Source organism: Pseudomonas sp. NBRC 111133, assembly GCF_001320605.1.
In the GTDB taxonomy this organism is placed as follows: Bacteria; Pseudomonadota; Gammaproteobacteria; order Pseudomonadales; family Pseudomonadaceae; genus Aquipseudomonas; species Aquipseudomonas monteilii.
Genome location: NZ_BCBJ01000092.1, coordinates 1 through 25,871, shown reverse-complemented (window position 1 = coordinate 25,871; position 25,871 = coordinate 1). Strand labels below are relative to the sequence as shown.

Below are 25,871 nucleotides of genomic sequence, written 5' to 3'. Positions count from 1 at the left end.
CTGCAAACCCGCCGGGCACGCGCCCGGCGGCATGGACGACCAGCAAGTAAGGGAACTATGTGAAGCGAAGCAGTCCGCTGTCACCGCTGTTGCTGGGCGCCTTCGGGTTCCTGGTGCTGAACTTCCACCCGGCCGCCCAGGCAGCCGACGACATCGACCCACAACTGCGCCAGATCGGGCCATCGCTGCTACGCGATGCGCCCGAAGCGGTGCCCGCCCGCCCCGCTATCGGCATGGCCCCAGTGGCCAGTGGCGAGCGCCTGGGGCTGACCGACGCGGTGCTGCAAGCCGCGCAATGGCACCCCAGCATCGCCGAAGCCATCGGCAACCTGTACAAGCAGGGTGAAGGCATCAACGTCGCCCGTGCGGGGTATTACCCGCAGATTTCCGGCGGTATCCGCACCGGTTATGACACCGGTTACGGCGGTGACCGGAACAGCCAGGCACTGAACCTGTCGCTCAAGCAGATGCTCTACGACTTCGGCAAGGTCGACAATGCCGTCAGCGCGGCCCAGGCCGCCGCCGCCCGTGCCCAGGCCAACATCCTGCTGGTGGTCGACGAACTGGCCCGCGACACGGCCTACGCCTGGATCGAAACCCGACGCTACGAACAACTGATGACTATCGCCCGCGACCAGATTCGCGGGGTCGGCGACATTGCCAGGATGGCCCGCCAGCGCAGCGACATGGGCGCCAGCACCCGCTCCGACGTGGTGCAAGCCGAGTCCCGCGTGGAAAGCGCCCGCGCCACGCTGGAGGAATACCAGTCGCAATACGAACGTTGGCGTTCCACCCTGGCGGCCCTGATGGGGCGCGTTACCCCGCCAGCGCTGACCGAGCAAGCACCGCCCGAGCTGAACCAGGCCTGCAAACGGCCCTCGCAGGGCGATGACCGCCTGCCCGCCGTGCTGATGGCCCTGGCCCAGCGCGCCCAAGGTCAGGCCGAACTGGCCCAGGCCAAGGCCGAAGCCTACCCGACCCTGTCGTTGCAACCCCAGGTCAACCACTACCTGGACGACGACTACAACCGCGACAACGCACGCCTGGACCGCACCCAGGCCGGCATCTACCTGAACGTCGAAGTGCCCATCTACCAGGGCGGCGCCATCAGCGCCCGCACCCGCGCTGCCGGCCATGCGCTGACCGCCGCCGACTCTGCCGAGGATGCGGCACGCCTGCAGGCCCGTCGCGGCCTGGCCGAGGCCATGGCGCAAACCTCCGGGCTCGGGCGACGGCTGACGTCGCTGGAGGCACGCCAGGTCAGCATCCAGGAGGCGCGCATGCTCTACGGCCGACAGTACCTGGACCTGGGCACGCGGCCCCTGCTCGACCTGCTCAACGCCGAGCAGGAGATCTACCAGTCACGCTTCGAACTCGCCGGCACCCGCTCCGACCTGCTGCGCCTGGATGTCGACTGCCTGTACAACACCGGCGCCCTGCGCACGGCCTTTGGCCTTGAGGGGCGCAACCTGCAAGGGGTGGAGATCCAGCCATGACCGATTCCATCAATGTGACCCTGCCCAACCAAGCGCCCGCTGCTGCGCCCGAAGCGGCTCACCGGCCAGAACTTGGGCCATGGCTGGAGGTGATGCTGCAAGTAGCGCATCACTACCGCCTGGACGTGTCGCCACAACGCATTCGCCTGGCCGCCGTCGAGGACGCCCGCCCGCTGGACGAAATCCTCCGCCACATGGCGCGCCAGGCTGGCCTGGCCCTGCGCTTCGTGCGCTTCGATGCCAAGGGCTTGCGGCAATGGCGAACCCCGTTGGTGCTGGAGCTGGACGATGGCCAGCTGGCGGTGGTCGAGTCGGTCACTGAAGAGGACGACCTGGCGGTGGTATTTGCCGGCGACCAGGGCCTGACCTCACGCCTGCCGCGTGACAGCCTCAAAGGCCGCATTAACCGTGTCGCCCTGCTGCGCCCGGCGCGGCCGCTGCGCGACGTGCGCACCGACGACTACACCGCGCCCTACGACCGCCACTGGTTCGCCCGCATCGTGCTGCGCGACCTGCGCCCGTATGGGCAAGTGATGGTCGCCTCGCTGGTGGCTAACGTGCTGGCCCTTGCGGGGGTGCTGTTCTCGATGCAGGTGTATGACCGGGTAATCCCGGCCGAATCGCTGCCCACCCTGTACGTGCTGTTTGGCGGTGTGGTGCTGGCGTTGGTGTTCGACTTCAGCATGCGCCTGCTGCGCCTGAAGGTGACCGACCTGCTCGGCAAGCGCGCCGACCTGCGGGTGAGCGACCTGGTCTACGGGCATGCCTTGCGCCTGCGCAACTCGGTGCGGCCGAAGTCCACAGGGTCGTTCATCTCGCAACTGCGCGAGCTGGAATCGATACGCGACCTCATCACCTCCAGCACGGCCACGGTATTGGCCGACCTGCCGTTCTTCCTGCTGTTCCTGCTGGTGTTCTGGTTGATCGGCGGTGTGCTGGTGTTCATCCCGCTGGTCGCACTGCTGGCCATGGTAGTGCCCGGGGTGCTGGCACAGCGGCGCCTGGCGCGGCTGGCCAACGCCTCCATGCGCGAGTCGGCGCTGCGCAACGCCATGCTGGTGGAAAGCATCCAGGGCCTGGACGAAATCAAGGCACTGCAAGCCGAAGCGCGCTTCGAGCGGCAATGGAACCAGTACAACGCGGCCTGCGCCCACACCAACCTGCGCCTGCGCACCCTCACCAATGGCCTGGTGACCTGGACGCAGAACGTACAGGGCGCCGTGTTTGCCGTGGTCATCGTGATCGGCGCGCCCATGGTGATCGCCGGCGACCTCACCACCGGTAGCCTGGTGGCGGCGTCGATGCTGTCGTCACGGATGATGGCACCGCTGGCGCAACTGACCCATGTACTGACCCGCTGGCAGCAGGCCAAGGTGGCCCTGCAAGGGCTGGACAAGCTGATGCAGTCCCCGGTCGACCACCCCGAAGGCGAGGCCCGCGTACACCTGCCAGCCATTCGTGGCGAGTACCGCCTGCGCCAGGCCAACTTCCGCTACAGCGAAGAATCGCCACCGGTACTGAATATCGGCCAACTGGACATCCAACCGGGCGAGCGCATTGCCGTGCTCGGGCGCAATGGCGCCGGCAAGTCGACCCTGCTGCAAGCCCTGGGCGGGGCCATGGACCTGGTGCAAGGCGAAGTCAGCCTGGACGGCATCGCGATGGCCCACCTCGACCCTGCCGACCTGCGCCGTGACGTCGGCCTGCTGCCGCAATACGCTCGGCTGTTCCACGGCACCCTGCGGGAAAACCTCACCCTGGGCGCCGGCCAGGCCAGCGACCAGGAACTGGTGGCCGCGCTGGCGGCCACCGGCGCACTGGACTTCGTGCGCCGCCTGCCCAAGGGCATGGACCACCTGATTCTGGAAGGTGGCCTGGGTTTGTCGGGCGGCCAGCGCCAGGCCCTGGTGCTGTCGCGCCTGCTGGTGCGCCAGCCACAGGTTTTGCTGCTGGACGAACCCACCGCCTCGCTGGACGACATGACCGAGCGCAAGCTGCTGGATAACCTCGAACGCTTCTGCCAGGGCCGCACCCTGGTGATCGCCACGCACCGCCTGAGCGTACTGCAACGGGTCGACCGCATCCTGGTGCTCGACGGCGGGCGCATTGTCATCGATGACACGCGCGATGCCGCGCTGGCCAAACTGCAAGGAGCCCAGGCATGAGCAACCATGAACTTCCGGCCTCCTATCTGGATGGGCAGGACGACCAGGCGGTGTTCCGCGCCGGACGTATCATCACGATTTGCGCAGTGATGCTGGCCGCGTTCCTGGCCTGGGCCGCCTGGTTCGAGGTGACCGAGGTGTCCACCGGCACCGGCAAGGTCATCCCCAGCTCGCGGGAGCAGGTGATCCAGTCCTTCGAGGGCGGTATCGTGGCGCAGATGAGCGTGGCCGAAGGCGACTTGGTCGAGCGCGGCCAGGTGCTGGCACAGCTCGACCCGACCAAAACCTCCTCCAGCGTTGGCGAAAGTGAAGCCAAGTACCGCGCCGCCAAGGCCAGCCAGGCCCGCCTGCAGGCGGAGGTAACCGGCAAGCCGCTGACCTTCCCCGACAGCCTGCGCGACTCGCCCGAACTGATCGACGCCGAAACCGCGCTTTACCAGACCCGCCGCCGCGGTCTGGAGCAAACCCTGGCGGGCATCCAGGACTCACTGCAACTGGTGCGCAGCGAACTGAAGATCACCGAAAACCTGGCCAAGATGGGCGCTTCCAGCCGGGTTGAAGTGATCCGCCTTAACCGCCAGCGTTCAGAGCTTGAACTGAAAGCCAACGAAGCCCGCTCCGACTACCTGGTGCGGGCCCGGGAAGAACTGGCCAAAGCCAGCGCCGAGGCCGACAGCCTGTCGGAAGTGGTGCGCGGGCGCAGCGACTCGCTTACCCGCCTGACCTTGCGTTCGCCGGTGCGCGGCATCGTCAAGGACATCGAGGTCAACACCCTGGGTGGCGTGGTGCAGCCCGGGGGCCAGGTGATGAAGATCGTGCCGATGGACGAACGCCTGCTGATCGAAACCCGCATCGCCCCGCGTGACATTGCCTTCATCCACCCGGACCAGGCGGCCAAGGTCAAGATCAGTGCCTATGACTATTCGGTGTACGGCGGGCTGGATGGCAAGGTGGTGGGCATTTCGCCGGACACCTTGCAGGATGAAGTGAAGCCCGAGATCTACTACTACCGGGTGTTCATCCGTACCGAGCAGGACAGCTTGCAGAACAAGGCCGGCAAGCACTTTGCAATTGTACCGGGGATGGTGGCCACGGTGGATATCCGCACCGGGGAGAAGACCATTCTGGATTACCTGATCAAGCCACTGAACCGGGCCAGGGAGGCCCTGCGCGAACGCTAGAGTACGACATGATTTTTGTGTTGCTGGTGCGACCGAGCGCCGCCCGCGCGGCGCATCGCGAGCTCCTACGTTTGTTTCCGGCCAATTTTTTCTGTGGGATTTGTGCGCGAACGCCTTGGCGCATGGCTCGATATCGTGTCGTACAAACAAGGCGGGCGCGCGGGCCTGGCACAGCCATAACTGGCCCGAAAAAAACGTAGGAGCGAGCGCAGCTCGCGATGCGCCGCGCGGGCGGCGCTCGGTCGAGTCGACAACAAAAAAAAAAGGCGAACCCATCAACTTCCATCACCACCCTAAAGCCATCCACCAAAGGGCCGATAACCGGTTATCCCCCGTTCCCCACCGAAGGTCACCATGGCCACGCAAAATGCCCGCGCGGACTCGCTGTCCCTGCTGCTGTTCACCCTGCGCAGCGGCAAGCTGATGGCAATCAACCTGCTCAAGGTCAGCGAGATCATCCCCTGCCCGCCGCTGACCAAGCTGCCCGAGGCGCATCCCCACGTAAAAGGCGTGGCGACCCTGCGCGGCCATTCGCTGTCGGTCATCGACCTGTCCCGCGCCATTGGCGAGCGACCTCTTGCCGACCCGGACGCCGGCTGCCTGATCGTCACCGAGATCAGCCGGTCGCGCCAAGGCCTGCATGTGCAGGCGGTCAGCCGCATCGTGCATTGCCTGAGCACCGACATCAAACCGCCGCCCTTTGGTTCAGGCAACCGCTCGTTCATCACCGGCGTAACCCGGGTGGACAACACCCTGGTGCAGGTGCTGGACATCGAAAAAGTCATCCATGCCATCGCCCCACCCGTGGCCGAACCGCCCCATGGCACCTTGAGCGAAGAAGACGCCAGCCTGCTGGCCGCCGCCAATATCCTGGTGGTGGACGACAGCCAGGTAGCCCTGCAGCAGTCAGTGCACACCCTGCGTAACCTGGGCATCGAATGCCACACTGCGCGCAGCGCCAAAGACGCCATTAACGTGTTGCTGGAACTGCAGGGTACGTCGCAGGAGATCAACATCATCGTTTCCGACATCGAAATGAGCGAAATGGACGGCTACGCCTTCACCCGCACCCTGCGCGAAACCCCCGATTTCCAGCACCTTTACGTGCTGCTGCACACCTCGCTGGACAGCGCCATGAGCAGCGAAAAGGCAACCCAGGCCGGGGCCAACGCCATCCTTACCAAGTTCTCCTCACCGGAGCTGACCGATTGTCTGGTGGTGGCCGCGCGTACCGTGGTGTTCACCGAGCGCTGATATATTCAGCGACAACTTCCCCGGCTTGCCGCCGGGGGTGAGTCGGGCATAATTCGCGCCCCTCGTAAAAAAACTGCCGGAACCGCGTATGAAGTTCTTCAGCTCCATCCTGATCAGCTGCGTCCTTTTCAGCGGTAGCGCACAGGCCTCCAGCAGCCAGGCCTGGAACGAGCAGCGCCAACAGATGCTCAAGGCCTGCCTGGCTGCCAGCCAGTTCAAGGACGCCCACGCCCGTGGCAAGCCCGCCGAGTTCGATGACCAGGTGGGCATGAACGCCCTGCTGATCGAAGGCGTGTACCCACAGAAGCACATGCAGCAGCGCACCGGCACCGAGTTGTGCCTGTACGATCGCCAGCACCAGCGTGCCTTTGTCAGCGAGTGGAGCCCGGAGGCCAAGTGAGCGACAGCTTGCGATTCGGCTGTACCGGTTGCGGCAAGTGCTGCACGGGCCACCATGTACCGTTGACGCTTGATGAAGCGCGACGCTGGGCGGACGATGCCGGTCAGGTAGTGGTGCTGATCGAGGCGTTCATCACCGACGGCCCCGGCATGCCGGCTGATCAGCGCGAACATGTACTGCGCCGCTCCCATCCCGTGCACTGCGGCGACGGCGAAGCACGCGTGTCGGTGACCTTTGCCGCCTTCAACCCCGGGCGCTGCCGCAACCTCGACGACAACGACCTTTGCACCATCTACGACCAGCGCCCGCTGGTCTGTCGCATCTACCCGGTGGAAATCAACCCACACATTCCGCTGCGCCCGGACAACAAGGACTGCCCGGCAGAAGCCTGGCAGCAGGGGCCGGAACTGATCCACGGTACGCAACTGGTCGATGCGGAGCTGGAAGCGCTGGTACAAGCCTCGCGGCAGGCCGACCGGGATGACATTGCGGCTAAGGTGGCGGTGTGCCAGGCGCTGGGCATGACCACCAGTGCGCTCAAGGGTAATGGTTTTACGGCTTACCTGCCGGACATGGGGGCGTTTGCCACTGCGCTGGCGCAGGTGCATGGGGATGACGGGGGACAGTGGACCTTGCATGTGCAGGATGAGGCGCTGGTCGCGAGCTTGCAGGGGCTTGGTTTGCGCACTACCAGCGAAACTCCGGTGTATTACGCGTTCATTGGCTTCTAGCCTGACTCACTGCGAAAAGGCATACACGGTAATTGTGGGAGCGGGCGTGCCCGCTCCCACAGGAATCGCGCAAACTTTCACACAAGCCAGTGGCGCACTGACCTTAAGGCCCGAAACTGACAGCGCTGTCAGCCAGCGGTCACGCTGCCGACCCGGTTCGGGGGCTATAAAATTGAGTACAGACTACCGTTCCCTCCCCTCTGGCCAAGGTGCCCGCACCGATGCGACGTCCGTCCCGCTCTGTCATCCTCGCTGCCCTGGCGCTTCTTGTCCTGGTGGTCGCGGGCAGCTGGTACAGCCAGCGCCAGCCTGCACCCGCTGCCCGTGCGCAGGCGGCCATCCCCGTGCGCGTGGTCAGCGTCGCCCAGCAAGACGTGCCGCGCTACGCCAGCGCCATCGGAACAGTTCAGTCACTGCACAGTGTTGAAGTACGGCCACAAGTCGAAGGTGTACTCACCCAGGTGCTGGTCAAGGAAGGCCAGTGGGTCAAGGAAGGCGACCTGCTCGCCACCCTCGACGACCGCAGCATCCGCGCCAGCCTCGACCAGGCCCGCGCCCAGCTCGGCCAGAGCCAGGCACAGATCCAGGTGGCTGGCGTCGACCTCAAGCGCTACCGCCTGCTCAGCAGCGATGACGGCGTCTCGAAGCAAACCCTCGACCAGCAACAGGCGCTGGTCAACCAGTTGCAGGCCACGGTCAAAGGCAACCAGGCGGCCATCGCCAACGCCGAGGTCCAGCTTTCCTACACGCAGATCCGTTCACCTGTCACCGGGCGCGTCGGCATCCGTAATGTCGACCCGGGCAACCTGGTACGCACCAGCGACACCCAAGGCTTGTTCAGCGTCACCCAGATCGACCCCATCGCCGTCGAATTCGCCCTGCCGCAGCAGATGCTGCCAACCTTGCAAAGCCTGCTCAAGGCACCCACCCCGGCGCTGGTGCAGGCCTACATGGACGCCGACGGCGACCGCAGCCTGCTCGGCGAAGGCCACCTGGCACTGATCGACAACCAGATTTCCGGCACCACCGGTACCGTGCGGGTAAAAGCCGAGTTCGACAACAAGGACGGCCACCTGTGGCCGGGCCAGCTGGTCACCCTTCGCCTGCGCACCGCCGTGGAAGAAAACGCCCTGGTGGTGCCGCCACCGGTGGTGCAGCGCGGCGTCGACGGGCACTTCGTCTACCGCTTGGACGGCGACAAGGTCACCAGCGTGCCGGTGAAGGTGCTGTACCAGGACAGCGGGCTGAACATCATTGCCGGGGTCAAGCCAGGCGAGCGCCTGGTGCTTGATGGCCAGTCAAGGCTCAAGCCGGGCGCGCGGGTCGAGGTCACGCCTGATGCTCCTGCGCCGTCGGAAATGGCCGACCGCCGGAGCCAGCCATGAACACGCGCAACGGTGTTTCCGCCTGGTGCATCGACCACCCCATCGCCACCCTGCTGCTGACCTTCGCCCTGGTGCTGCTGGGGGCCATCGCCTTCCCGCGCTTGCCGGTGGCGCCGTTGCCGGAGGCAGACTTCCCGACCATCCAGGTGACTGCCCAGCTGCCCGGCGCCAGCCCGGAAACCATGGCCTCATCGGTGGCCACGCCGCTGGAGGTGCAGTTCAGCGCCATCCCCGGCATGACCCAGATGACCAGCAGCAGCGCGCTGGGGTCGACCACCCTGATCCTGCAGTTCACCCTCGACAAGAACATCGACACCGCTGCCCAGGAAGTGCAGGCCGCAATCAACACCGCCACCGCCCGCCTGCCGCAAGACCTGCCCAACCCGCCGACCTGGCGCAAGGTCAACCCGGCCGACAGCCCAGTGCTGGTGCTGACGGTCAGCTCTGACCAGATGCCCGGCAACGACCTCAGCGACTACACCGAAACCCTGCTGGCCCGCCAGCTGAGCCAGATCGACGGGGTGGGCCTGATCAACATCACCGGCCAGCTGCGCCCGGCAATCCGCGTGCAGGCGCAGCCCGAGAAGCTGGCCGCCATCGGCCTGACCCTGGCCGACCTGCGTCAGGCCATCCAACAGACCAGCCTGAACCTGGCCAAGGGCGCGCTGTACGGCGAGCACAGCGTGTCGACCATCGCCGCCAACGACCAGCTGTTCCACCCCGAGGACTACGCGCAACTGATCGTCTCATACCGCGACGGCGCCCCTGTGCACCTGGAGGACGTGGCCAAGGTGATCAACGGCGCCGAGAACGCCTACGTCAAAGCCTGGTCCGGCGACCAGCTAGGGCTGAACCTGGTGATCTTCCGCCAGCCCGGCGCCAACATCGTCGATACCGTGGACCGCGTGCTGGCCGCCCTGCCCAAGCTGCAAGAGATGCTGCCGGCCTCGGTCGAAGTGTCGGTGCTGCAAGACCGTACCCAGACCATCCGCGCCTCGCTGCATGAAGTCGAACTGACCCTGATGATCGCCGTGGCCCTGGTCATCGGGGTGATGGCGCTGTTCCTGCGCCAGTGGTCGGCGACCATGGTGGTATCCAGCGTGCTCGGCGTTTCGCTGATCGCCAGTTGCGCACTGATGTACGTGCTCGGTTTCAGCCTGAACAACCTCACCCTGGTGGCCATCGTCATCTCGGTGGGTTTCGTGGTCGATGACGCCATCGTAGTGGTGGAGAACATCCACCGCCACCTGGAAGCCGGCGATGATAGCCGAACGGCGGCGCTCAAGGGCGCCGGGGAAATCGGCTTTACCGTGGTGTCGATCAGTTTCTCGCTGATTGCCGCATTCATTCCGCTGCTGTTCATGGGCGGTGTGGTCGGGCGGCTGTTCAAAGAGTTTGCCCTGACCGCCACGGCCACCATCCTGATTTCGGTGGTGGTTTCGCTCACCCTGGCGCCAACCCTGTGCGCGCTGTTCATGCGCCGCCCACCCGCTGAACACAAGGGCGGCTTTGGCGAACGCTTGGTCAAGTGGTACGAAAAGGGTCTGAACCGCGCCCTCGCCCACCAGCGCCTGACCCTGGGTGTGTTTGGCGTGACCCTGGCGTTGGCGGTGGCTGGCTACGTGGCCATCCCCAAGGGCTTCTTCCCGTTGCAGGACACCGGTTTCATTCTGGGCACCAGCGAAGCGGCGGCGGATGTCTCGTACCCGTCGATGATCGAGAAGCATCAGGCGCTGGCCAGAATCATCGGAGCAGACCCGGCCGTGCGCGCGTTCTCCCATTCGGTGGGCGTTACCGGCAGCAACCAGACCATCGCCAACGGCCGTTTCTGGATCGCCCTCAAGCCGCGCGGCGAGCGCGATGTGTCGGCCAGCGAACTGATAGACCGGCTGCGGCCCAAGCTGGCCCAGGTACCGGGCATTGTCCTGTACATGCGCGCCGGCCAGGACATCAACCTCAGCTCCGGCCCGTCCCGCACCCAGTATCAGTACGTGCTCAAGAGCAACGACGGCGAGGCCCTGAACCTGTGGACCCAGCGCATGACTGACCGGCTGCGGGAAAGCCCGGCGTTCCGCGACCTGTCCAACGACCTGCAACTGGGCGCCAGCGTTACCCGCATCGACATCGACCGCCAGGCCGCCGCGCGCTTCGGCCTGACCACCACCGATGTCGACCAGGCCCTGTACGATGCCTTCGGCCAGCGGCAGATCAGCGAATTCCAGACCGACACCAACCAGTACAAGGTGATCCTTGAACTGGATGCGCAACAACGTGGCAAGGCCGAGAGCCTCAACTACTTCTACCTGCGCTCGCCGCTGAGCAACGAGATGGTGCCACTGTCGGCCGTCGCCCACGTGGCGCCGCCCAGCACCGGGCCGCTGTCGATCAGCCACGACGGCCTGTTCCCGGCGGCCAACCTGTCGTTCAACCTGGCCCCCGGCGTGGCACTGGGTGATGCAGTAAGCATCCTCGACCGCACCCAGCGGGAGCTGGGCATGCCCGACACCATCAGCGGCAACTTCCAGGGTGCGGCCCAGGCGTTCCAGAGTTCGCTGTCGAGCCAACCGTGGTTGATCCTGGCCGCGCTGGTGGCGGTGTACATCATCCTCGGCGTGCTGTACGAAAGCTTCGTCCACCCGCTGACCATCATTTCCACCCTGCCCTCGGCCGGCCTGGGTGCGCTGATATTGCTGTGGGCCATGGGCCAGGACTTCAGCATCATGGGGCTGATTGGCGTGGTGCTGCTGATCGGCATCGTCAAGAAAAACGGCATCCTGCTGATCGACTTTGCCCTTGAAGCCCAGCGTCATCAGGGCCTGACGCCGGAACAGGCGATTCATCAAGCGTGCCTGACGCGCTTCCGTCCGATCATCATGACCACCCTGGCCGCCTTGCTCGGCGCGGTGCCGCTGATGTTCGGTTTCGGCACCGGTGCCGAGTTGCGTCAGCCACTGGGCATTGCAGTGGTGGGTGGCCTGCTGGTGAGCCAGGCCCTGACGCTGTTCACCACCCCGGTCATATACTTGGCCCTGGAGCGCCTGTTCCATCGCCGCCAAGCTGCCCGTGCGGCAGCGCCAAGTACCAGCTAGGACAAGACCATGCGTGTGCTGATCATCGAAGACGAAGAAAAAACCGCCGACTACCTGCATCGTGGCCTGAGCGAACAGGGCTTTACCGTGGACCTGGCGCGGGACGGCATCGACGGCCTGCACCTGGCCCTGGAAGGCGACTACGCGGTGATCGTGCTGGATGTGATGCTGCCCGGCCTGGATGGCTATGGCGTGCTGCGCGCCTTGCGCGCGCGCAAGCAGACGCCGGTGATCATGCTGACCGCTCGCGAACGGGTCGAAGACCGCATCCACGGCCTGCGTGAGGGTGCCGACGACTATCTGGGCAAGCCGTTCTCGTTTCTTGAACTGGTCGCCCGTCTTCAGGCCCTTACCCGCCGTAGCAGCAGCCACGAACCGCTCCAGGTGCAGGTGGCAGACCTGTGGATCGACCTGATGGCGCGCAAGGCCACCCGCGCCGGCCAGCGCCTGGACCTGACTGCCAAGGAGTTCTCGCTGCTGAGCGTACTGGCCCGGCGGCAGGGTGAAATCCTGTCGAAGACGGCGATTGCCGAGCTGGTCTGGGACATCAACTTCGACAGCGATGCCAACGTTGTGGAAGTGGCGATCAAGCGCCTGCGCGCCAAGCTGGACGGGCCTTTCGACAACAAGCTGCTGCACACCATCCGAGGCATGGGCTATGTCCTGGAAAACCGTGCGGGGTAATTCCATCGCCCTGCGTCTGTCGGCGCTGTTCATCCTGGTCGCACTGGGCGTGTTCGTGTTGATCGGCTCGGCACTTTACCGCCAGGTCGACCACAGCCTGGACTTGCTGCCGCAAGCCGAACTGGACGCACGCTTCAGCGTGCTCGAATCCACCCTCAACCGCTTCGGCACGCCAGACCACTGGGCCAAGATCAACAACAAGCTCAACCTGCTGAGCGAAGAAGACAAACGCATCCGCTTCTGGGTGGTCAGCAGCAACCCGGCCTACGAGTACGGCCACCCCAGCGAGCTGGTACGCGCCTTCGCCGAAGGCCCGCAGGGTATGCGCGACCTGCGCCTGCCGGACCGCCCCTACCCTTACAAGGTGCTGGTCAGCGAACTGCCAGCACTGGGCGAGCGGCCACCGCTACGCTTTCTGATCGGCATCGACACCGAAACCTTCTGGCAGGCGCAGCACAGCCTGCTGGTGGCGATTGTCGGGTTGGCGGTGCTTGGCGTACTGCTGGCCTCAGTGCTGGGCTACTGGGTGGCGCGCATTGGCCTGCGCCCGTTGCTGGCGTTGTCCAACGAGGCCCAGGCCCTGGCCCCGCCACGCCTGGACGGGCGCTTGAAGACCCACGCGCTGGCCCCGGAACTGGCGCAGTTTGCCGGCGCCTTCAACGCTGCGCTCGACCGTGTCAGCCAGGCCTACTCGCGGCTGGAAGCCTTCAATGCTGACGTTGCCCATGAACTGCGCTCCCCACTCACCAACCTGATCGGCCAGACCCAGGTCGCGCTCACCCGAGGCCGCAGCGCCGAGCATTATTTCGAAGTGCTGCAATCCAACCTGGAAGAGCTGGAGCGCCTGCGCAGCATCATCAACGACATGCTGTTTCTGGCCAGTGCCGACCAAGGCAGCAAGGCCACTGCCCTGACCCAGGCCTCGCTGGCCGAGGAAGTGGCGACCACGCTCGACTACCTGGACTACATCCTCGAAGACGCACAGGTCAGCGTGAACGTAAGCGGCGATGCTCACGCCCCCATCGAAAAAGCCCAACTACGCCGGGCGTTGATCAACCTGCTGAACAACGCCGTGCAGCATACGGCGCCGCACCAAGAGATCCGCGTGCAGATCGATGCCGGGCCGGAGCAGGTCAGCATCGCCGTGAGCAACCCGGGGCCGGCGATTGACGATGAGCACCTGCCGTTGCTGTTCGAGCGCTTCTACCGGGTGGATGCGGCGCGCAGCAACAGCGGTGGGGGTAACCATGGGTTGGGGTTGGCCATCGTCAAGGCGATTGCGCTGATGCATGGGGGAGAGGTGTTTGTGCGCAGTGCAGCGGGGGCCAATACCTTCGGTATTCGCTTGCCGATCCATACCTGACTGCAGAACGCGGTCCCTGTGGGAGCGGGCGTGCCCGCGAACACGGGCGAAGCCCGTGCCATACACTGCGGTGCCTGCTTCGCGGGCTCGCCCGCTCCCACAGAGAACCGTGAAAGCGCTCTAGACTGCGGATTTGCGGCGAAAGTCCTATTGGTTTTTCATAGATCGTTACCTTTTGCGCAACAGTGCTTATCGCACTCAGGTCTGTTTCCAGTGCATTGAAAGGACTAACTTTACCCCCGTCCTCATTAGCACTTGCACCGCAAGAAGGTAGTTTCAAATGTCCAACAGTATGGGTATTGCCAGCGTCTTCGTCCTGTCTTCCCTGTTGTTGTCGCCCCTGGCCATGGCCGAAGAATCCAGCGCTTTCGTCACCCGTAATGCAGAGCTCGCCGCCGTCCACCAAGAAGCCCGCGACGTTGTAGCTGCAAACAAGGCTGACGCCGCCAAAGATGCAAAACAGACAGCTTCCAAAGTTTCTGTCGATGCCAATGCCGACAGCTGATCAAGCGCTGTCGCTGCTCCAGATTTCCCTTGGCTACGCCATGGGCACCACCGGTGCCGATATGTTAGCCTTTTAAAGCCGCTGCCAATCAGCGGCTTTTTTTATGTGCTTTAACGCTCAGCCCGGCTGTAACGTCTACTTATAAGAAAGACGCACATTCAAAAATAAAAACTGCCCCACCGTCACACCAAAGGAGCTAGTACCGGTGCCTTCCGCGTTTCGTTTTACCCCGCTGTTCATTGCGTTGACTGCAACGATCCCTTTCGCCGCCCAGGCAGATGAAGACAAGGCTGATGGCTTCATCGAAGGGTCGTCCTTCAACCTGCATTTCCGTAATGCCTACTTCAACCGCGACAACCACAACGCCGGCGTGCGCGACACCCGCGAGTGGGGCCAGGGCGCGGTTGCGCGCTTCGAGTCGGGCTACACCCCGGGTGTGGTCGGCGTTGGCCTGGACGCCCATGCCATGCTGGGCCTTAAGCTCGACGGCGGTGGCGGCCATGCCGGCACCAGCATCCTGCCCGAGCATATCAAGGATGACGGCGAGCTGGGCGCTGCCCCGCACTCGTTCTCCACGGCGGGCGCTGCAGTCAAGCTGAAAGCCTTCGACACCGAGCTGAAAGCCGGTGACCTGTTCCTGACCAACCCGGTGATCGCTGGCGGCGAAACCCGCATGCTGCCGCAGACCTTCCGTGGCGTGAGCCTGACCAACACCAGCATCGACGGCCTGCTGCTCGAAGGCGGCCAGGTGAGCTTCACCCACCCGTACAACCAGAGCGGCCATCGCCGTATCGACACCTACTACGGCGCGCTGAACGAACACGACAAGAGCAAGCACCTGAACTGGGCCGGCGCGTCGTGGAGCGGTACCGAAAACATCACCGCCAACCTGTACGCCGCCGAGCTGAAGGACATCTGGAACCAGTACTACGCTGACTTCGACTACACCTACGTGGTCAACGACCTGGTCAGCCTGAACCCGGGCGTGCACTTCTACCACACCCAGGATACCGGCCAGGCCCTGCTGGGCAAGATCGACAACAACACCTACAGCGTTCACTTCACCGTCAACGCCGGGTTCCACAGCGTCACCGCCGCCTACCAGCGGGTCAACGGCAACACGCCGTTCGACTACATCAACCTGGGCGACAGCGTGTACCTGGACAACTCGCGCATGTACTCGGACTTCAACGCGCCGAACGAGCGTTCGTGGAAGCTGCAGTACGACTATGACTTCGCCGGCGTCGGCGTGCCTGGCCTGACCACCTCGCTGTCGTACTCGCGCGGTGAAGCTGACCTGACCAAGGCGGTGAAAGACACCACCCACTACGACTATTACCGTGAAGATGGCAAGAACGCCATGCACTGGGAACGTGACCTGGACGTGAAGTACGTGTTCCAGGAGGGTGACCTGAAAGACCTGTCGGTGCTGGTGCGCTATGCCACCCACCGTGGTAGCCAGGGTTATGCGTCGATCGACAGCAACAGCGACAACGATGAAGTGCGGGTGATCGTGGATTACCCACTGAACGTGTTCTGATCCCGTTTTTTAAGCTTCATACATAACCCCTGTGGGAGCGGGTTTACCCGCGAAGAAGGCACCGCGGTGTTGGGCACCGGCTTCGCCGGTGTTCGCGGGTGAACCCGCTCCCACAGGGTCTGGTGTGAATCTGAAATACAGCACACCGTGATTCCGTCGGACAAATCTTGTCCGACAATCCGTGCTTCCCTAAAATGTCGCCGCCGCGAATGGCCCTGCCCACGCAGTAGCGAGCATGCCCACCCGATTACCGCGTTTCGCATTCCTCAGGTCGCACCCCGAGCTGACCCTCAATCTGGGCAGTTGCCTTGCCGTGCTCGCCATCGTCGCCATCGTCAGCTATCTGCTGGCGCGTGAACGCGATAGCGTCGAGCTGTCGGCCATTCGCTCGTCCAACAACATCGTTCAGTTGATCGAAAGCGACATCCTGCGCAACGCCGAACTCTACGATCAGTCCCTGCAGGGCCTGATCTGGGCTGTCGGACGCAAGGAACTGCCGGAAATCCCCGGCCCGCTACGCCAGCGCCTGCTATTCAATGAAGCCTTCGTCGACCGCAAACGCGGTGATGTGCTGTGGCTGGACAAACAAGGCAACGTAGTGGGCGACTCCACCAGCAGCGTGCCGCGCAAGGCCAACTTCGGCGATACCGGGGTGTTCAAGGCGCATCAGAACAACGCCAATCTCGGTTTGCTGGTGGGCCCGCCGTTCAAGGCCAAACTGGGCGACCTGGACTGGTGTATCAGTTTCAGCCGGCGTATCTCTGGCCCCAATGGCGAATTCGCCGGGCTGGCGGCAGGGGCACTGCGCCTGTCGTACTTCAGCGAATTGTTCCAGCGCCTGGACATCGGCGACGACAGCAGCATCAACCTGTTCAATACCGACGGGCAGTTGCTCGCCCGCCAGCCCTCGCGCACGCAAGACCCACTAATCGGCACCAACTATGCCGGGCGGCCCAACTTCAAGCGTATTCTCAGCGAACAGAGTGGCAACTTCACGGCACGCTCCGGGAGCGACGGCAACTCACGCATCTACACCTTTGCCCGTGTCGCGCAGTTGCCGCTGATCGTACTGGTGGTTCACTCGGCAGACGAGGTGTTCCAATCGTGGCGACGTACCGCGATTCTAGTCAGCGTCGCTACCGGCGTGCTCTGCGTGGGCATTCTCTGGCTGACCCTGCTGCTGGGCCGCGAACTGCGCCGCCGTCAAGATGCCGAGCAAGGCCTAGCAACCCTGGCTGCCACCGACAGCCTGACAGGCCTGGCCAACCGTCGCCGCCTGGACCAGGTGCTGCGCCATGAATGGGCTCGCGCGCAACGCAACCGCAAGCCCCTGGCCGTGCTGATGGTGGATGTGGACCATTTCAAGGCGTTCAACCAGCGCCATGGCCATGCCGGTGGCGACCATGCCCTGCGTGAAGTGGCCAAAACCATCGAAGCGTGCATCCGCCGCCCGGCCGACCTGGCTGCACGTTATGGCGGGGAGGAGTTTCAAGTGGTGCTGCCGGAAACCGACCTGGCCGGCGCCCGACTACTGGCCGAACGCATACGCGCCAGTGTCGAGGCGCTAGCGCCGTTTGCCGATGATGCCCACGCGGTGACGGTGAGCATCGGTATCGGCCTGTCCGGCACCCAGCACGACCTGGCCAGGGTGCTGGGCGCTGCGGACGAAGCGCTCTACCGGGCCAAGGCCATGGGCCGCAACCGGGTAGAGGGGCCTGAGGCTTAAGAACGGGCGCGGGCAGCGTTGCGCAGGGCCTTGACCTGGTCATGGTTGCGCTGCACGCCTTGCAGCTGTTTTTCCACCAGGCTGTAGGTCATGTCGCTGGCGGTGCGGCCCAGTTTCACCAGCTTTTCGCGGGCTTCCTTGTAGGCTTTGAGCGCGTGATCCTCGCCCCGCTCCACCTCGTTGAGTACCGCTTCATCATCCTTGCCGGTGACCATCGACTTCAGGTTGACCCAGCCACGGTGCAGGTCGCCGCTGATGCTGGTGGAGGTTTCCGGGTCGCCGCCCAGACGGCGCACTTCGCTTTGCAATTCGCCTGCGGCATTGGCGCACTCACCGGCACGCTGGACGAAGAACGCTTTCAACTCTGGGTTCTTCACATCATCGGCCGAGGTCTTGAAGCCTTTCTCGCCATCCTTGCTGTACTCGATCAGGTCGTTGAGCACATCGATCACGTCTTTGTTGGGGTTGCTCATGGTACGAACTCCTTGGCAGTTGATAGTCATCTGTAAGGGAGCAGTGTTCGTGCCAAGCCTTATACAAAAAATAATTCCATTATTTTCAATAAGTTATGCAATTAAGATGAACACTGATGAGGGCGTTCTGCATGATTGCCGCTTGGGCCCTCGTGCAGATTGCAGTATGGTCGGCGCTTTTCCACAGCCAGGTGCATCAAAGATGAAGCCGGAAACCCTCGAACTGCTGGTGACCCGGACCATGCCGTTTGGCAAGTATCAGGGAAGGATCATTGCCGACCTGCCGGGGGACTACCTGGCGTGGTTTGCGCGCAAGGGCTTTCCGGCGGGGGAGCTGGGTGGGTTGCTGGCGTTGATGCATGAGATCGACCACAACGGGTTGGGTGATCTGTTGGTGCCTCTGCGGCAGAAACATCGGCGGTGACCTGTGCTGGCCCCTTCGCGGGCTTGCCCGCGAAGAGGCCAGTAATGCCTCCAGAAGTCTCTAGCCTTTTACAGGAGCCTCCGCCAACTCCACCCGCTCGCTCTTCTTGATCACCGCATACACCACCGCCGTCACCAGGCTACCCGCCACAATCGCCAGCAGGTAAAGCAGTGCATGGTTGATCGCATTGGGAATCAGCAGCACGAACAAGCCGCCATGCGGCGCCATCAGCTTGCAACCGAAGTACATCGACAGCGCCCCGGTCAATGCGCCACCCACGACACTGGCCGGAATCACCCGCAACGGGTCCTTGGCAGCAAACGGGATCGCCCCTTCGGAGATGAAGCACAGCCCTAGCGCCAACGCCGCCTTGCCTGCCTCGCGCTCGCTCTGGGCGAACTTGCGCCGGGCCAGGAAAGTGGCGATGCCCAGGCCTATCGGCGGCACCATGCCGGCGGCCATGGTCGCCGCCATCGGTGCGTAGCTCGACGACGCCAGCAACCCCACCGAGAAGGCATAGGCGGCCTTGTTGATCGGCCCGCCAAGGTCGACGCACATCATGCCCCCCAGCAACAGCCCCAACAGGATGGCATTGGTGGTGCCCATGCTGTCGAGGAAGTGCGTAAGCCCTTCGAGCATGGCCGCCACCGGCTGGCCCACCACGTAGATCATCACCAGGCCGGTGAACAGGCTGGCCAGCAGCGGAATGATCAGGATCGGCTTCAGCGCTTCCAGACTGGTAGGCAGGCGTGCCCAGCGGGCAATGGCCTTGGCACTGTAACCGGCAAGAAAGCCCGCGACGATGCCACCGATGAAACCGGCCCCCAAGGTGCTGGCCAGCAGGCCACCGATCATGCCCGGCGCAAGCCCCGGGCGGTCGGCGATGGACCAGGCGATGTAGCCCGCCAACAGCGGTACCATCAGCTTGAACGCGGCCTCGCCACCGATCTGCATCAACGCCGCCGGCAAGGTGCCCGGCTCTTTATACGCCTCGATGCCGAACACGAACGACAGGGCAATCAGCAGCCCACCGGCCACCACCATGGGCAGCATGAACGACACCCCGGTCAGCAGGTGCTTGTACACACCGGTCTTCTCGCCCTTTGTCGTACTGGCAGCCGCTGCGGCATCGGCGGTGCTTTCCACCTTGGCTTCGGCCAGGGCCTTGTCCAGCGTGGCGCGGGCTTGCTTGAGGGCGATGCCAGTGCCACAACGGTAGATCCGTTTGCCGGCAAACCGCGCAGTGGGCACTTCGATGTCAGCGGCCAGCAGCACCACATCCGCCTCTGCGATGGCCTCGGCAGACAAGGGATTGCGCGCCCCGACCGAACCCTGGGTTTCGACCGTGAGTTGATAGCCCATCTGCTGTGCCGCTTGCAGCAAGGCTTCTGCGGCCATGAATGTGTGCGCGACGCCGGTCGGGCAAGCCGTGACCGCAACGATTTGCGTGACAGCGCTGCCAACAACGACTGGGGCGTCTGATGCCGCCACCAACGGCTGGGCATTGGCGGCTGCCTCATCGAGGAAGCCTTCACGGTCGGCCAGCGCCTGGGAAGGTGTGCTCTGGTACACGCGCTTGCCGACGAAGCGGGCCAGGTCCACTGCGCCAGTGCTGACGACCAGCACCCAGTCGGCCTCGGCGATCTGCTGCGCACTCAGTTGCCGCTCGGGGTGCCCGGCCTCCTGCACTTCGACACTGGTACTCCAGCCACGCCGCTGGGCAGCGGCGGACAACAAGCGTGCGCTCAGCACACTCGACACCTGGCCGTTGGGGCAGGCGGTGACAATGGCAATGTTCATCGGCAACCCTCTTGTTGTTCTGTCAGTTGCACGGCAGCTTCCAGACGCGCCAGTTGCTCGCGGTCACGGATGCCGAAGCCAACCTGGGTGACGGCCTGGGCGGCAATCGCGGTGGCGCGGGTCAACGTCTGCGCAGGCAGCTCGCCCTGCAGCAGGCCATGGACCATGCCGGCTACCAGCGAATCCCCCGCCCCCACCGTGCTGGCGACCCGCACCTTGGGTGGGCTGGCGTGTACGGCCAGGTCGCGGGCGAACCAGCTGACCCCCTGCTCACCTGCAGACACCACCACATGTTCGACGCCGCTGGCCAGCAGGTGCTCGGCGGCTGCACGTTGTTGCGCCGGGTTATCCACAGCCAGGCCGAGTACCTCGCCCAACTCTTCGGTATTGGGCTTGACCAGCCAAGGTGCGCTTTGCAGGCCCGCACGCAAGGCTTCGCCGCTGCTGTCCAGCGCGACCTTCAGGCCCGATGCCTTCAACTGGTCGAGTAACTGGCGGAACCACTCGGCATTGATGCCACGCGGCAGACTACCGGCCACCACCACCGCATCATGGCCTTGGGCGACCTGTTCCAGGCGGCGCAGCAACGCGCTACGCGCTGCCTCATCCACCTCCGGGCCCTGGCCGTTGATATCGGTGACGCGGCCATCGGCCTCGACCAGCTTGATGTTGCTGCGGGTTTCGCCCGGCACGCGAACAAAGCAGTCGGCAAAGCCGCGCCACTGGATCAGCGCTTCGAATGGCTGCAGGTTGTCCTGCCCGAGAAAGCCGCCGACGGTCACGCTGTGCCCCAGGTCGGCCAATACCTGGGCAACGTTCAGCCCTTTACCCGCAGCGTGGCTCTGTTGCACCTGGCTGCGGTTGACTTGCCCCGGGCGCAGGGTGTCCAGGCCGATGGTGATATCCAGCGCCGGGTTCAGGGTGAGGGTAAGGATCTTGGCCATTTCAGAAACGCTCCACCAGCGCGCGAACCGCCGCAGCGCTGTCTTGTTGCAGGGCCTCGCGCGCCAGGGCGCGGGCCGTCTGGTGATCGGCCTGGCGAACCAGGGCCTTGACTTCGGCGATGCTGCGCGCAGACACGCTGAGCTCGTCAACGTCCAGCCCCAGCAGCACAGGCACCGCCTGCGGGTCGGCCGCCAACTCGCCGCACACGCCTACCCACTTGCCATGGGCATGGGCGGCGCGCACGGTCATGTCGATCAGGCTGAGCACGGCCGGGTGCAAGCCATCGGCCTGGGCCGAAAGGCTTGGGTGGCCACGGTCGATGGCCAGGGTGTATTGAGTCAGGTCGTTGGTACCGATGCTGAAGAAGTCCACTTCACGCGCCAATTGCGGCGCCAGCAAGGCCGCCGAAGGCACTTCGACCATGATGCCCAGTTGCAAGTCGGCCACCGGGGTTTCTGCACGCAAGCGCTCGACCATGGCCCGCGCCTCGCGCCACTCGTGTACCTGGCCAACCATCGGGAACATGATACGCAGCGGGCGATTGTCGGCAGCCTGCAGCAAGGCACGCAGCTGGTCTTCCATGATGTGCGGGCGCTGCAGCGTCAGGCGCACGCCACGCACGCCGAGGAAAGGGTTTTCTTCGGCGGCGATCGGCCAGTACGGCAGCGGCTTGTCGCCGCCGACATCGAGGGTGCGCACCACCAGCGGTCGCCCGTCCAGGCCATCGAGCACGCGGCGGTACTCGGCTTCCTGGGTCGCCACGTCCGGGGCCTGGGGGTGTGCCATGAAAATCAGTTCAGTGCGTAGCAGGCCGACGCCTTCGGCGCCCTGCTCCACCACCTTGGCGATGCCATTGCTGTCCCCGATGTTGGCGAACACCTCGACAGCGTGGCCATCGCGGGTCACGGCGGGTTCGAGGCGGTTGGCCCAGGCGGCCTGCAGGCGTTGCTCGCGGGCATCACGCTCGGCCAGGGCGCGTTGCAATTCTTCTTCCGGCGGCGCCACGTTGACCACGCCGCGCTGGCCATCGAGCAAGAGCGGCGTGCCGGGCTCAAGCAGCAGGACCGCAGCCCCCGCGCCCACCACTGCAGGAATGCCCAGCGCACGGGCGACGATGGCACTGTGGGCAGTGGCGCCTCCTTGAGCGGTGACGATGCCGGCGACCCGGCTTGGGTCCAGCCGCGCCACATCGGACGGGCCGACTTCGGTCATCACCAGTACGTAAGGTTGCTCCGGCTCAACCTGGGCCTGCACACCGCACAATTGCGCCAGCACGCGGCGGCCGATGTCGCGCAGGTCGGCGGCGCGTTCGGCCAGCAAGGCATCGTGCAACGCCTCTTGCTGACGGGCTGCGGCTTCGATTACCGCCATCCAGGCTGCCGCAGCACTTTCGCCTTGGGCAAGGCGCTGTTCGACATCGTCGGTCAGGGCCGGGTCGGCGAGCATTTCCTGGTGGGTGACGAAGATCTCGCCAATGGCTTTGTCGCTGCGCGTCACCAAAGCCTGCAGGTCGCTGTCCACCGCCGCTATGGCCTGACGCAGCTTTTGCCGCTCCAGAGCACTGGATTCGCCACGTAGCGGATAATCGAACTCACGCTCGACACACACATGCGCCGGGCCGCTGGCAATGCCGGGGGCAGCGCCCACGCCCTGGATACGGCTACCGGCCACGGGGGCTTGCAGCACGTCGGCCGCAACGCTGGCAATGGTTGCTTCACGTTGCGCCAGCGGCTCAACCTCTTCGCCCAGGCCCTGTTCGATGGCCGCCAGCAGCACCGGCAAGGCATCGGCGGCGATGCCCGGTTCGGCCACCAACTCCAGCGTCTGGCCTCGGCGGGCGCCCAGGCTGAGCAGCTTGCTCAGGCTCTTCACCGACACCGCCGGCTGCGCACTGTCGACCACGCGCACGCGGATCTCGCCCTCGAAGCCTTTGGCCAGTTGCGCCAACACCTTGGCCGGACGCGCATGCAAGCCATGCGGGTTGGCCAGCACGATGCGCGCACTGGGCCAATCTGCTGGCGCCTCGCCCCCCAGCACTTCCAGTACCGCACGGCTGCTGGTGGCCTGGTAGAGCATTTGCCCACGCCCTTCGATCAGCACTTCGCACAGGCGCTCAAGCAAAGCCTGATGGGCCGTGCCGAGGCTGGCCAGGCAGAACAGGCCATTGAGCGGCTGGTCACGGTAACGCAGTGGCTGCTGCGGGGTGATGAAGGCCAGGCCCGGTTGGCGCACCTGACGCTCGCTGTGCAGCCACCACAGGCCCTCGCCCAATGGCAGCGGCTCGGCCTGTTGCAGCACGGCGGCAAAACCGCTGTCGACACAGTCGGCGCGCTGCAGCAGGCGGGCACCGCGCCAGGCCAGTTCGTCGAAATCCTCAGCGGGAACGTTCAGGCCGACCAACTGCGCGTCCAGCGCCAGTTCCTGAGGCGCACCTTGCAACAACTTGAGCAGCGCTTCGGCAGAGCTGGCCCGGCGTAGCGCTTCGGCCAGGTCGGTCTCACCCAGGGCACGGGTGAGCAGCTGCAGCAGGCGCAGGTGTTCATCGGAGCGTGCAGCAATGCCAATGGCCAGGTAGACCCTTTGCCCATCCCCCCAGTCTACGCCTTCGGGAAACTGCAACAGGCGCACGCCCGTGGCATGCACCAGATCGCGGGTTTGTGGCGTGCCATGGGGGATGGCGATGCCCTGGCCAAGGAACGTTGAGCCTTGGGCCTCTCGGGCCTGCAGCCCTTGCAGGTAACCCTCGGCGACCAGGCCGTCAGCGACCAGCCGGTCCGCCAGCAGGCACAACGCCTCGGCCTTGTCGGCGGCCGTCTGGCCCATGGCTATCTGCTCCTTGGCGAGCTCGAGCATGACCTTCTCCTTTTGCAGTTCCCGGTCGGGTACTGGAGTATTGTTGTGAAATTCACATGAAGGGCCAGTTCACAAGCTTCAAGTCTCAAGCTACAAGCTGTATGAAAAAAGCGAACCATGCACAGGCCGCATCTTCTTGTAGCTTGCAGCTAGCAACTTGCAGCTGTTCCGCCGAGGCAGAAAATTCGGCGGCTGAAACGTTTAATCTGACCAGGCGGCCACGTTACTCGATAATCTGCCCGGTAAAAAGCCCCATCCTGTCGGACAATTGCGACAATGGTCGTCTGCGCGTGATGCCTGCGCTGGGTCAAAATGCCCGGTCCGGCCTTACAGCCAGCCCCGGAAATAACAAGGAAAATTCGGTGAAACTCAGCGATATCGCCCGCCTGGCCGGTGTGTCCGTGACCACAGCCAGCTATGTCATCAACGGCAAGGCTGAACAGCAGCGCATCAGCAACACCACCGTCGAGCGCGTGCGTGCAGTGGTCGAAGCCCATGGCTTTACCCCAAACCCGCAGGCCGCTGGCCTGCGCAGCCGGCACACCCGCACCCTGGGCTTCATTCTCCCGGATCTGGAGAACCCCAGCTACGCCCGCATTGCCAAGCAGCTGGAGCAAGGCGCCCGCGCCCGTGGCTACCAGTTGCTGATCGCCAGCAGCGACGACCAGCCCGACAGCGAGCGCCAGCTGCAGCAACTGTTCCGTGCCCGCCGCTGCGACGCGCTGTTCGTCGCCAGCTGCCTGCCACCGGAAGACGACAGCTACCGCGATTTGCAGGACAAAGGCCTGCCGGTGATCGCCATCGACCGCCGCCTGGACCCTGCGCACTTCTGCTCGGTGATCAGCGACGATCGTGATGCCAGCCGCCAACTGGCCGCCAGCCTGCTCAGTGCCGCCCCGCGCAGCATTGCCCTGATCGGCGCCCGCCCTGAGCTGTCTGTCAGCCAGGCGCGTGCCGGCGGCTTCGACGAGGCGCTGCAAGGCTATGCCGGTGAAGTGCGCCGCTATCAGGGTGAAGCGTTCAGCCGCGCGTGCGGCCAGCGCCTGATGCAACAGCTGATCGACGACCTGGGCGGTCTGCCGGATGCCTTGGTGACGACCTCGTACGTACTGCTGCAAGGGGTGTTCGATACCCTGCAGGCGCGCCCTGCCGATTCGCGCCAACTGCAGCTGGGCACCTTTGGCGATAACCAGTTGCTCGACTTCCTGCCACTGCCGGTCAATGCCATGGCCCAGCAGCATGGCCTGATTGCCGCCACCGCGCTGGAGCTGGCACTGGCCGCCATCGAGGAAAAGCGCTACGAGCCGGGTGTGCATGCCGTTGGTCGTACCTTCAAGCAACGCATCACTGCAGCCTGACCATGCGCCTGATTGACACCCACACCCACCTGGACTTCCCCGACTTCGACACCGACCGCCCGCGCCTGCTGGCCAATGCGGCGGCGCGTGGGGTGGAACGCATGGTGGTGCTGGGGGTGTACCAGGCGAATTTCCAGCGGGTGTGGGACCTGGCCTGCACCGATCAGCGCCTGTTCGCGGCACTCGGCCTGCACCCGGTCTACCTCGACCAGCACCGCCCGGAGCACCTCGTTCAGTTGCGCGAATGGCTGGAACGCCTGCGCGGCGATACACAGCTGTGCGCCGTGGGTGAATTTGGCCTGGACTACTACCTTGAAGACCTGGACAAAACCCGCCAGCAGGACCTGTTTGAAGCGCAACTGCAGATGGCCTGCGACTTCGAGCTGCCTGCGCTGTTGCATGTACGCCGCAGCCATGCGCAAGTGATTGCCACGCTCAAGCGCTACAAACCGGTGCGGGCGGGGGTGATCCATGCGTTTGCCGGCAGCTACGAAGAGGC

General features: G+C 64.5%; 20 protein-coding genes. 16 read left to right on the top strand and 4 right to left on the bottom strand.

Annotation, left to right across the window (positions count from 1 at the left end; translation table 11 throughout):
* Positions 1–59: 59 nt before the first annotated feature.
* The 13 genes from APH36_RS21725 (at position 60) to APH36_RS21665 (ending at position 17,519) form a co-directional block, all read left to right on the top strand.
* Positions 60–1,496: a TolC family outer membrane protein gene (locus APH36_RS21725; RefSeq protein ID WP_060500182.1), complete on the top strand. Its 1,437-nt coding sequence runs from the start codon at positions 60–62 to the stop codon at positions 1,494–1,496.
* Positions 1,493–3,661 carry a type I secretion system permease/ATPase gene (locus APH36_RS21720; protein ID WP_060500181.1) on the top strand — a complete coding sequence of 723 codons (2,169 nt, stop codon included), beginning with the start codon at positions 1,493–1,495 and terminating at the stop codon, positions 3,659–3,661. The genes APH36_RS21725 and APH36_RS21720 overlap by 4 nt, the downstream gene beginning before the upstream one ends.
* On the top strand, positions 3,658–4,842 hold the full coding sequence (locus tag APH36_RS21715; protein ID WP_060500180.1) for an HlyD family type I secretion periplasmic adaptor subunit: 1,185 nt from the start codon (positions 3,658–3,660) through the stop codon (positions 4,840–4,842). Before APH36_RS21720 ends, APH36_RS21715 begins: the two co-directional genes overlap by 4 nt.
* 354 nt (positions 4,843–5,196) lie before the next feature.
* Positions 5,197–6,096, top strand: a complete 900-nt coding sequence (locus tag APH36_RS21710) for a chemotaxis protein (RefSeq protein WP_060500179.1) — start codon at positions 5,197–5,199, stop codon at positions 6,094–6,096.
* 88 nt (positions 6,097–6,184) lie between these two features.
* Positions 6,185–6,496, top strand: a complete 312-nt coding sequence (locus APH36_RS21705; protein WP_060500178.1) for a hypothetical protein — start codon at positions 6,185–6,187, stop codon at positions 6,494–6,496.
* Positions 6,493–7,227, top strand: coding sequence for a YkgJ family cysteine cluster protein (locus APH36_RS21700; protein ID WP_060500177.1), 735 nt, complete (start codon positions 6,493–6,495; stop codon positions 7,225–7,227). The genes APH36_RS21705 and APH36_RS21700 overlap by 4 nt, the downstream gene beginning before the upstream one ends.
* Positions 7,228–7,448: 221 nt before the next feature.
* Complete coding sequence (locus tag APH36_RS21695) at positions 7,449–8,612, top strand: efflux RND transporter periplasmic adaptor subunit (protein WP_060500176.1); 1,164 nt, start codon at positions 7,449–7,451, stop codon at positions 8,610–8,612.
* Positions 8,609–11,701 carry a multidrug efflux RND transporter permease subunit gene (locus tag APH36_RS21690; RefSeq protein ID WP_060500175.1) on the top strand — a complete coding sequence of 1,031 codons (3,093 nt, stop codon included), beginning with the start codon at positions 8,609–8,611 and terminating at the stop codon, positions 11,699–11,701. The genes APH36_RS21695 and APH36_RS21690 overlap by 4 nt, the downstream gene beginning before the upstream one ends.
* A 9-nt stretch (positions 11,702–11,710) precedes the next feature.
* Positions 11,711–12,385, top strand: coding sequence for a heavy metal response regulator transcription factor (locus tag APH36_RS21685; protein WP_012270545.1), 675 nt, complete (start codon positions 11,711–11,713; stop codon positions 12,383–12,385).
* Positions 12,360–13,748: a heavy metal sensor histidine kinase gene (locus APH36_RS21680; protein WP_060500174.1), complete on the top strand. Its 1,389-nt coding sequence runs from the start codon at positions 12,360–12,362 to the stop codon at positions 13,746–13,748. Before APH36_RS21685 ends, APH36_RS21680 begins: the two co-directional genes overlap by 26 nt.
* Positions 13,749–14,028: 280 nt before the next feature.
* Positions 14,029–14,253: a hypothetical protein gene (locus APH36_RS21675; protein WP_060500173.1), complete on the top strand. Its 225-nt coding sequence runs from the start codon at positions 14,029–14,031 to the stop codon at positions 14,251–14,253.
* A gap of 205 nt (positions 14,254–14,458) precedes the next feature.
* Complete coding sequence (locus APH36_RS21670) at positions 14,459–15,793, top strand: OprD family porin (RefSeq protein WP_060500172.1); 1,335 nt, start codon at positions 14,459–14,461, stop codon at positions 15,791–15,793.
* A gap of 235 nt (positions 15,794–16,028) precedes the next feature.
* Entirely contained in the window at positions 16,029–17,519 is a 1,491-nt protein-coding gene (locus APH36_RS21665) for a sensor domain-containing diguanylate cyclase (RefSeq protein WP_060500171.1), read from the top strand.
* On the opposite strand, the gene APH36_RS21660 is transcribed toward APH36_RS21665, so the two are convergent.
* Entirely contained in the window at positions 17,516–17,992 is a 477-nt protein-coding gene (locus tag APH36_RS21660; protein ID WP_060500170.1) for a PA2169 family four-helix-bundle protein, read from the bottom strand. The genes APH36_RS21665 and APH36_RS21660 overlap by 4 nt on opposite strands.
* 202 nt (positions 17,993–18,194) lie before the next feature.
* Between APH36_RS21660 and APH36_RS21655 the strand changes: the two genes are divergently transcribed.
* Positions 18,195–18,416, top strand: coding sequence for a DUF3820 family protein (locus tag APH36_RS21655; protein ID WP_016713256.1), 222 nt, complete (start codon positions 18,195–18,197; stop codon positions 18,414–18,416).
* Between the two features lie 60 nt (positions 18,417–18,476).
* On the opposite strand, the gene APH36_RS21650 is transcribed toward APH36_RS21655, so the two are convergent.
* The 3 genes from APH36_RS21650 to ptsP are packed head-to-tail and all read right to left on the bottom strand — an operon-like array spanning position 18,477 to position 24,014.
* Positions 18,477–20,216 (bottom strand): PTS fructose-like transporter subunit IIB, encoded by a 1,740-nt coding sequence (locus APH36_RS21650; protein ID WP_060500169.1) that lies wholly within the window; start codon positions 20,214–20,216, stop codon positions 18,477–18,479.
* Positions 20,213–21,160, bottom strand: coding sequence for a 1-phosphofructokinase (gene pfkB, locus APH36_RS21645; protein WP_060500168.1), 948 nt, complete (start codon positions 21,158–21,160; stop codon positions 20,213–20,215). Before pfkB ends, APH36_RS21650 begins: the two co-directional genes overlap by 4 nt.
* Position 21,161: 1 nt before the next feature.
* The gene (gene ptsP / locus APH36_RS21640; RefSeq protein ID WP_060500167.1) at positions 21,162–24,014 is read right to left on the bottom strand and encodes a phosphoenolpyruvate--protein phosphotransferase; all 2,853 of its coding nucleotides are present in this window, start codon (positions 24,012–24,014) and stop codon (positions 21,162–21,164) included.
* Positions 24,015–24,376: 362 nt separating this feature from the next.
* Here ptsP and cra point away from each other — a divergent pair, with 362 nt between their 5' ends.
* Positions 24,377–25,372: a catabolite repressor/activator gene (cra, locus tag APH36_RS21635; protein WP_060500166.1), complete on the top strand. Its 996-nt coding sequence runs from the start codon at positions 24,377–24,379 to the stop codon at positions 25,370–25,372.
* A 2-nt stretch (positions 25,373–25,374) separates the two neighbouring features.
* A partial coding sequence (locus APH36_RS21630) for a TatD family hydrolase (RefSeq protein WP_177337120.1) occupies positions 25,375–25,871 on the top strand: 497 nt, incomplete at its 3' end.

What these genes read in the sequence shown, in the direction of transcription:
- APH36_RS21720 (WP_060500181.1), top strand. Translation starts at nt 1,493, where the DNA reads ATGACCGATTCCATCAATGTGACCCTGCCCAACCAAGCGCCCGCTGCT.
- APH36_RS21715 (WP_060500180.1), top strand. Translation starts at nt 3,658, where the DNA reads ATGAGCAACCATGAACTTCCGGCCTCCTATCTGGATGGGCAGGACGAC.
- APH36_RS21710 (WP_060500179.1), top strand. Translation starts at nt 5,197, where the DNA reads ATGGCCACGCAAAATGCCCGCGCGGACTCGCTGTCCCTGCTGCTGTTC.
- APH36_RS21705 (WP_060500178.1), top strand. Translation starts at nt 6,185, where the DNA reads ATGAAGTTCTTCAGCTCCATCCTGATCAGCTGCGTCCTTTTCAGCGGT.
- APH36_RS21695 (WP_060500176.1), top strand. Translation starts at nt 7,449, where the DNA reads ATGCGACGTCCGTCCCGCTCTGTCATCCTCGCTGCCCTGGCGCTTCTT.
- APH36_RS21690 (WP_060500175.1), top strand. Translation starts at nt 8,609, where the DNA reads ATGAACACGCGCAACGGTGTTTCCGCCTGGTGCATCGACCACCCCATC.
- APH36_RS21685 (WP_012270545.1), top strand. Translation starts at nt 11,711, where the DNA reads ATGCGTGTGCTGATCATCGAAGACGAAGAAAAAACCGCCGACTACCTG.
- APH36_RS21680 (WP_060500174.1), top strand. Translation starts at nt 12,360, where the DNA reads ATGTCCTGGAAAACCGTGCGGGGTAATTCCATCGCCCTGCGTCTGTCG.
- APH36_RS21675 (WP_060500173.1), top strand. Translation starts at nt 14,029, where the DNA reads ATGTCCAACAGTATGGGTATTGCCAGCGTCTTCGTCCTGTCTTCCCTG.
- APH36_RS21665 (WP_060500171.1), top strand. Translation starts at nt 16,029, where the DNA reads ATGCCCACCCGATTACCGCGTTTCGCATTCCTCAGGTCGCACCCCGAG.
- APH36_RS21660 (WP_060500170.1), bottom strand. Translation starts at nt 17,992, where the DNA reads ATGAGCAACCCCAACAAAGACGTGATCGATGTGCTCAACGACCTGATC.
- APH36_RS21655 (WP_016713256.1), top strand. Translation starts at nt 18,195, where the DNA reads ATGAAGCCGGAAACCCTCGAACTGCTGGTGACCCGGACCATGCCGTTT.
- APH36_RS21650 (WP_060500169.1), bottom strand. Translation starts at nt 20,216, where the DNA reads ATGAACATTGCCATTGTCACCGCCTGCCCCAACGGCCAGGTGTCGAGT.
- pfkB (WP_060500168.1), bottom strand. Translation starts at nt 21,160, where the DNA reads ATGGCCAAGATCCTTACCCTCACCCTGAACCCGGCGCTGGATATCACC.
- ptsP (WP_060500167.1), bottom strand. Translation starts at nt 24,014, where the DNA reads ATGCTCGAGCTCGCCAAGGAGCAGATAGCCATGGGCCAGACGGCCGCC.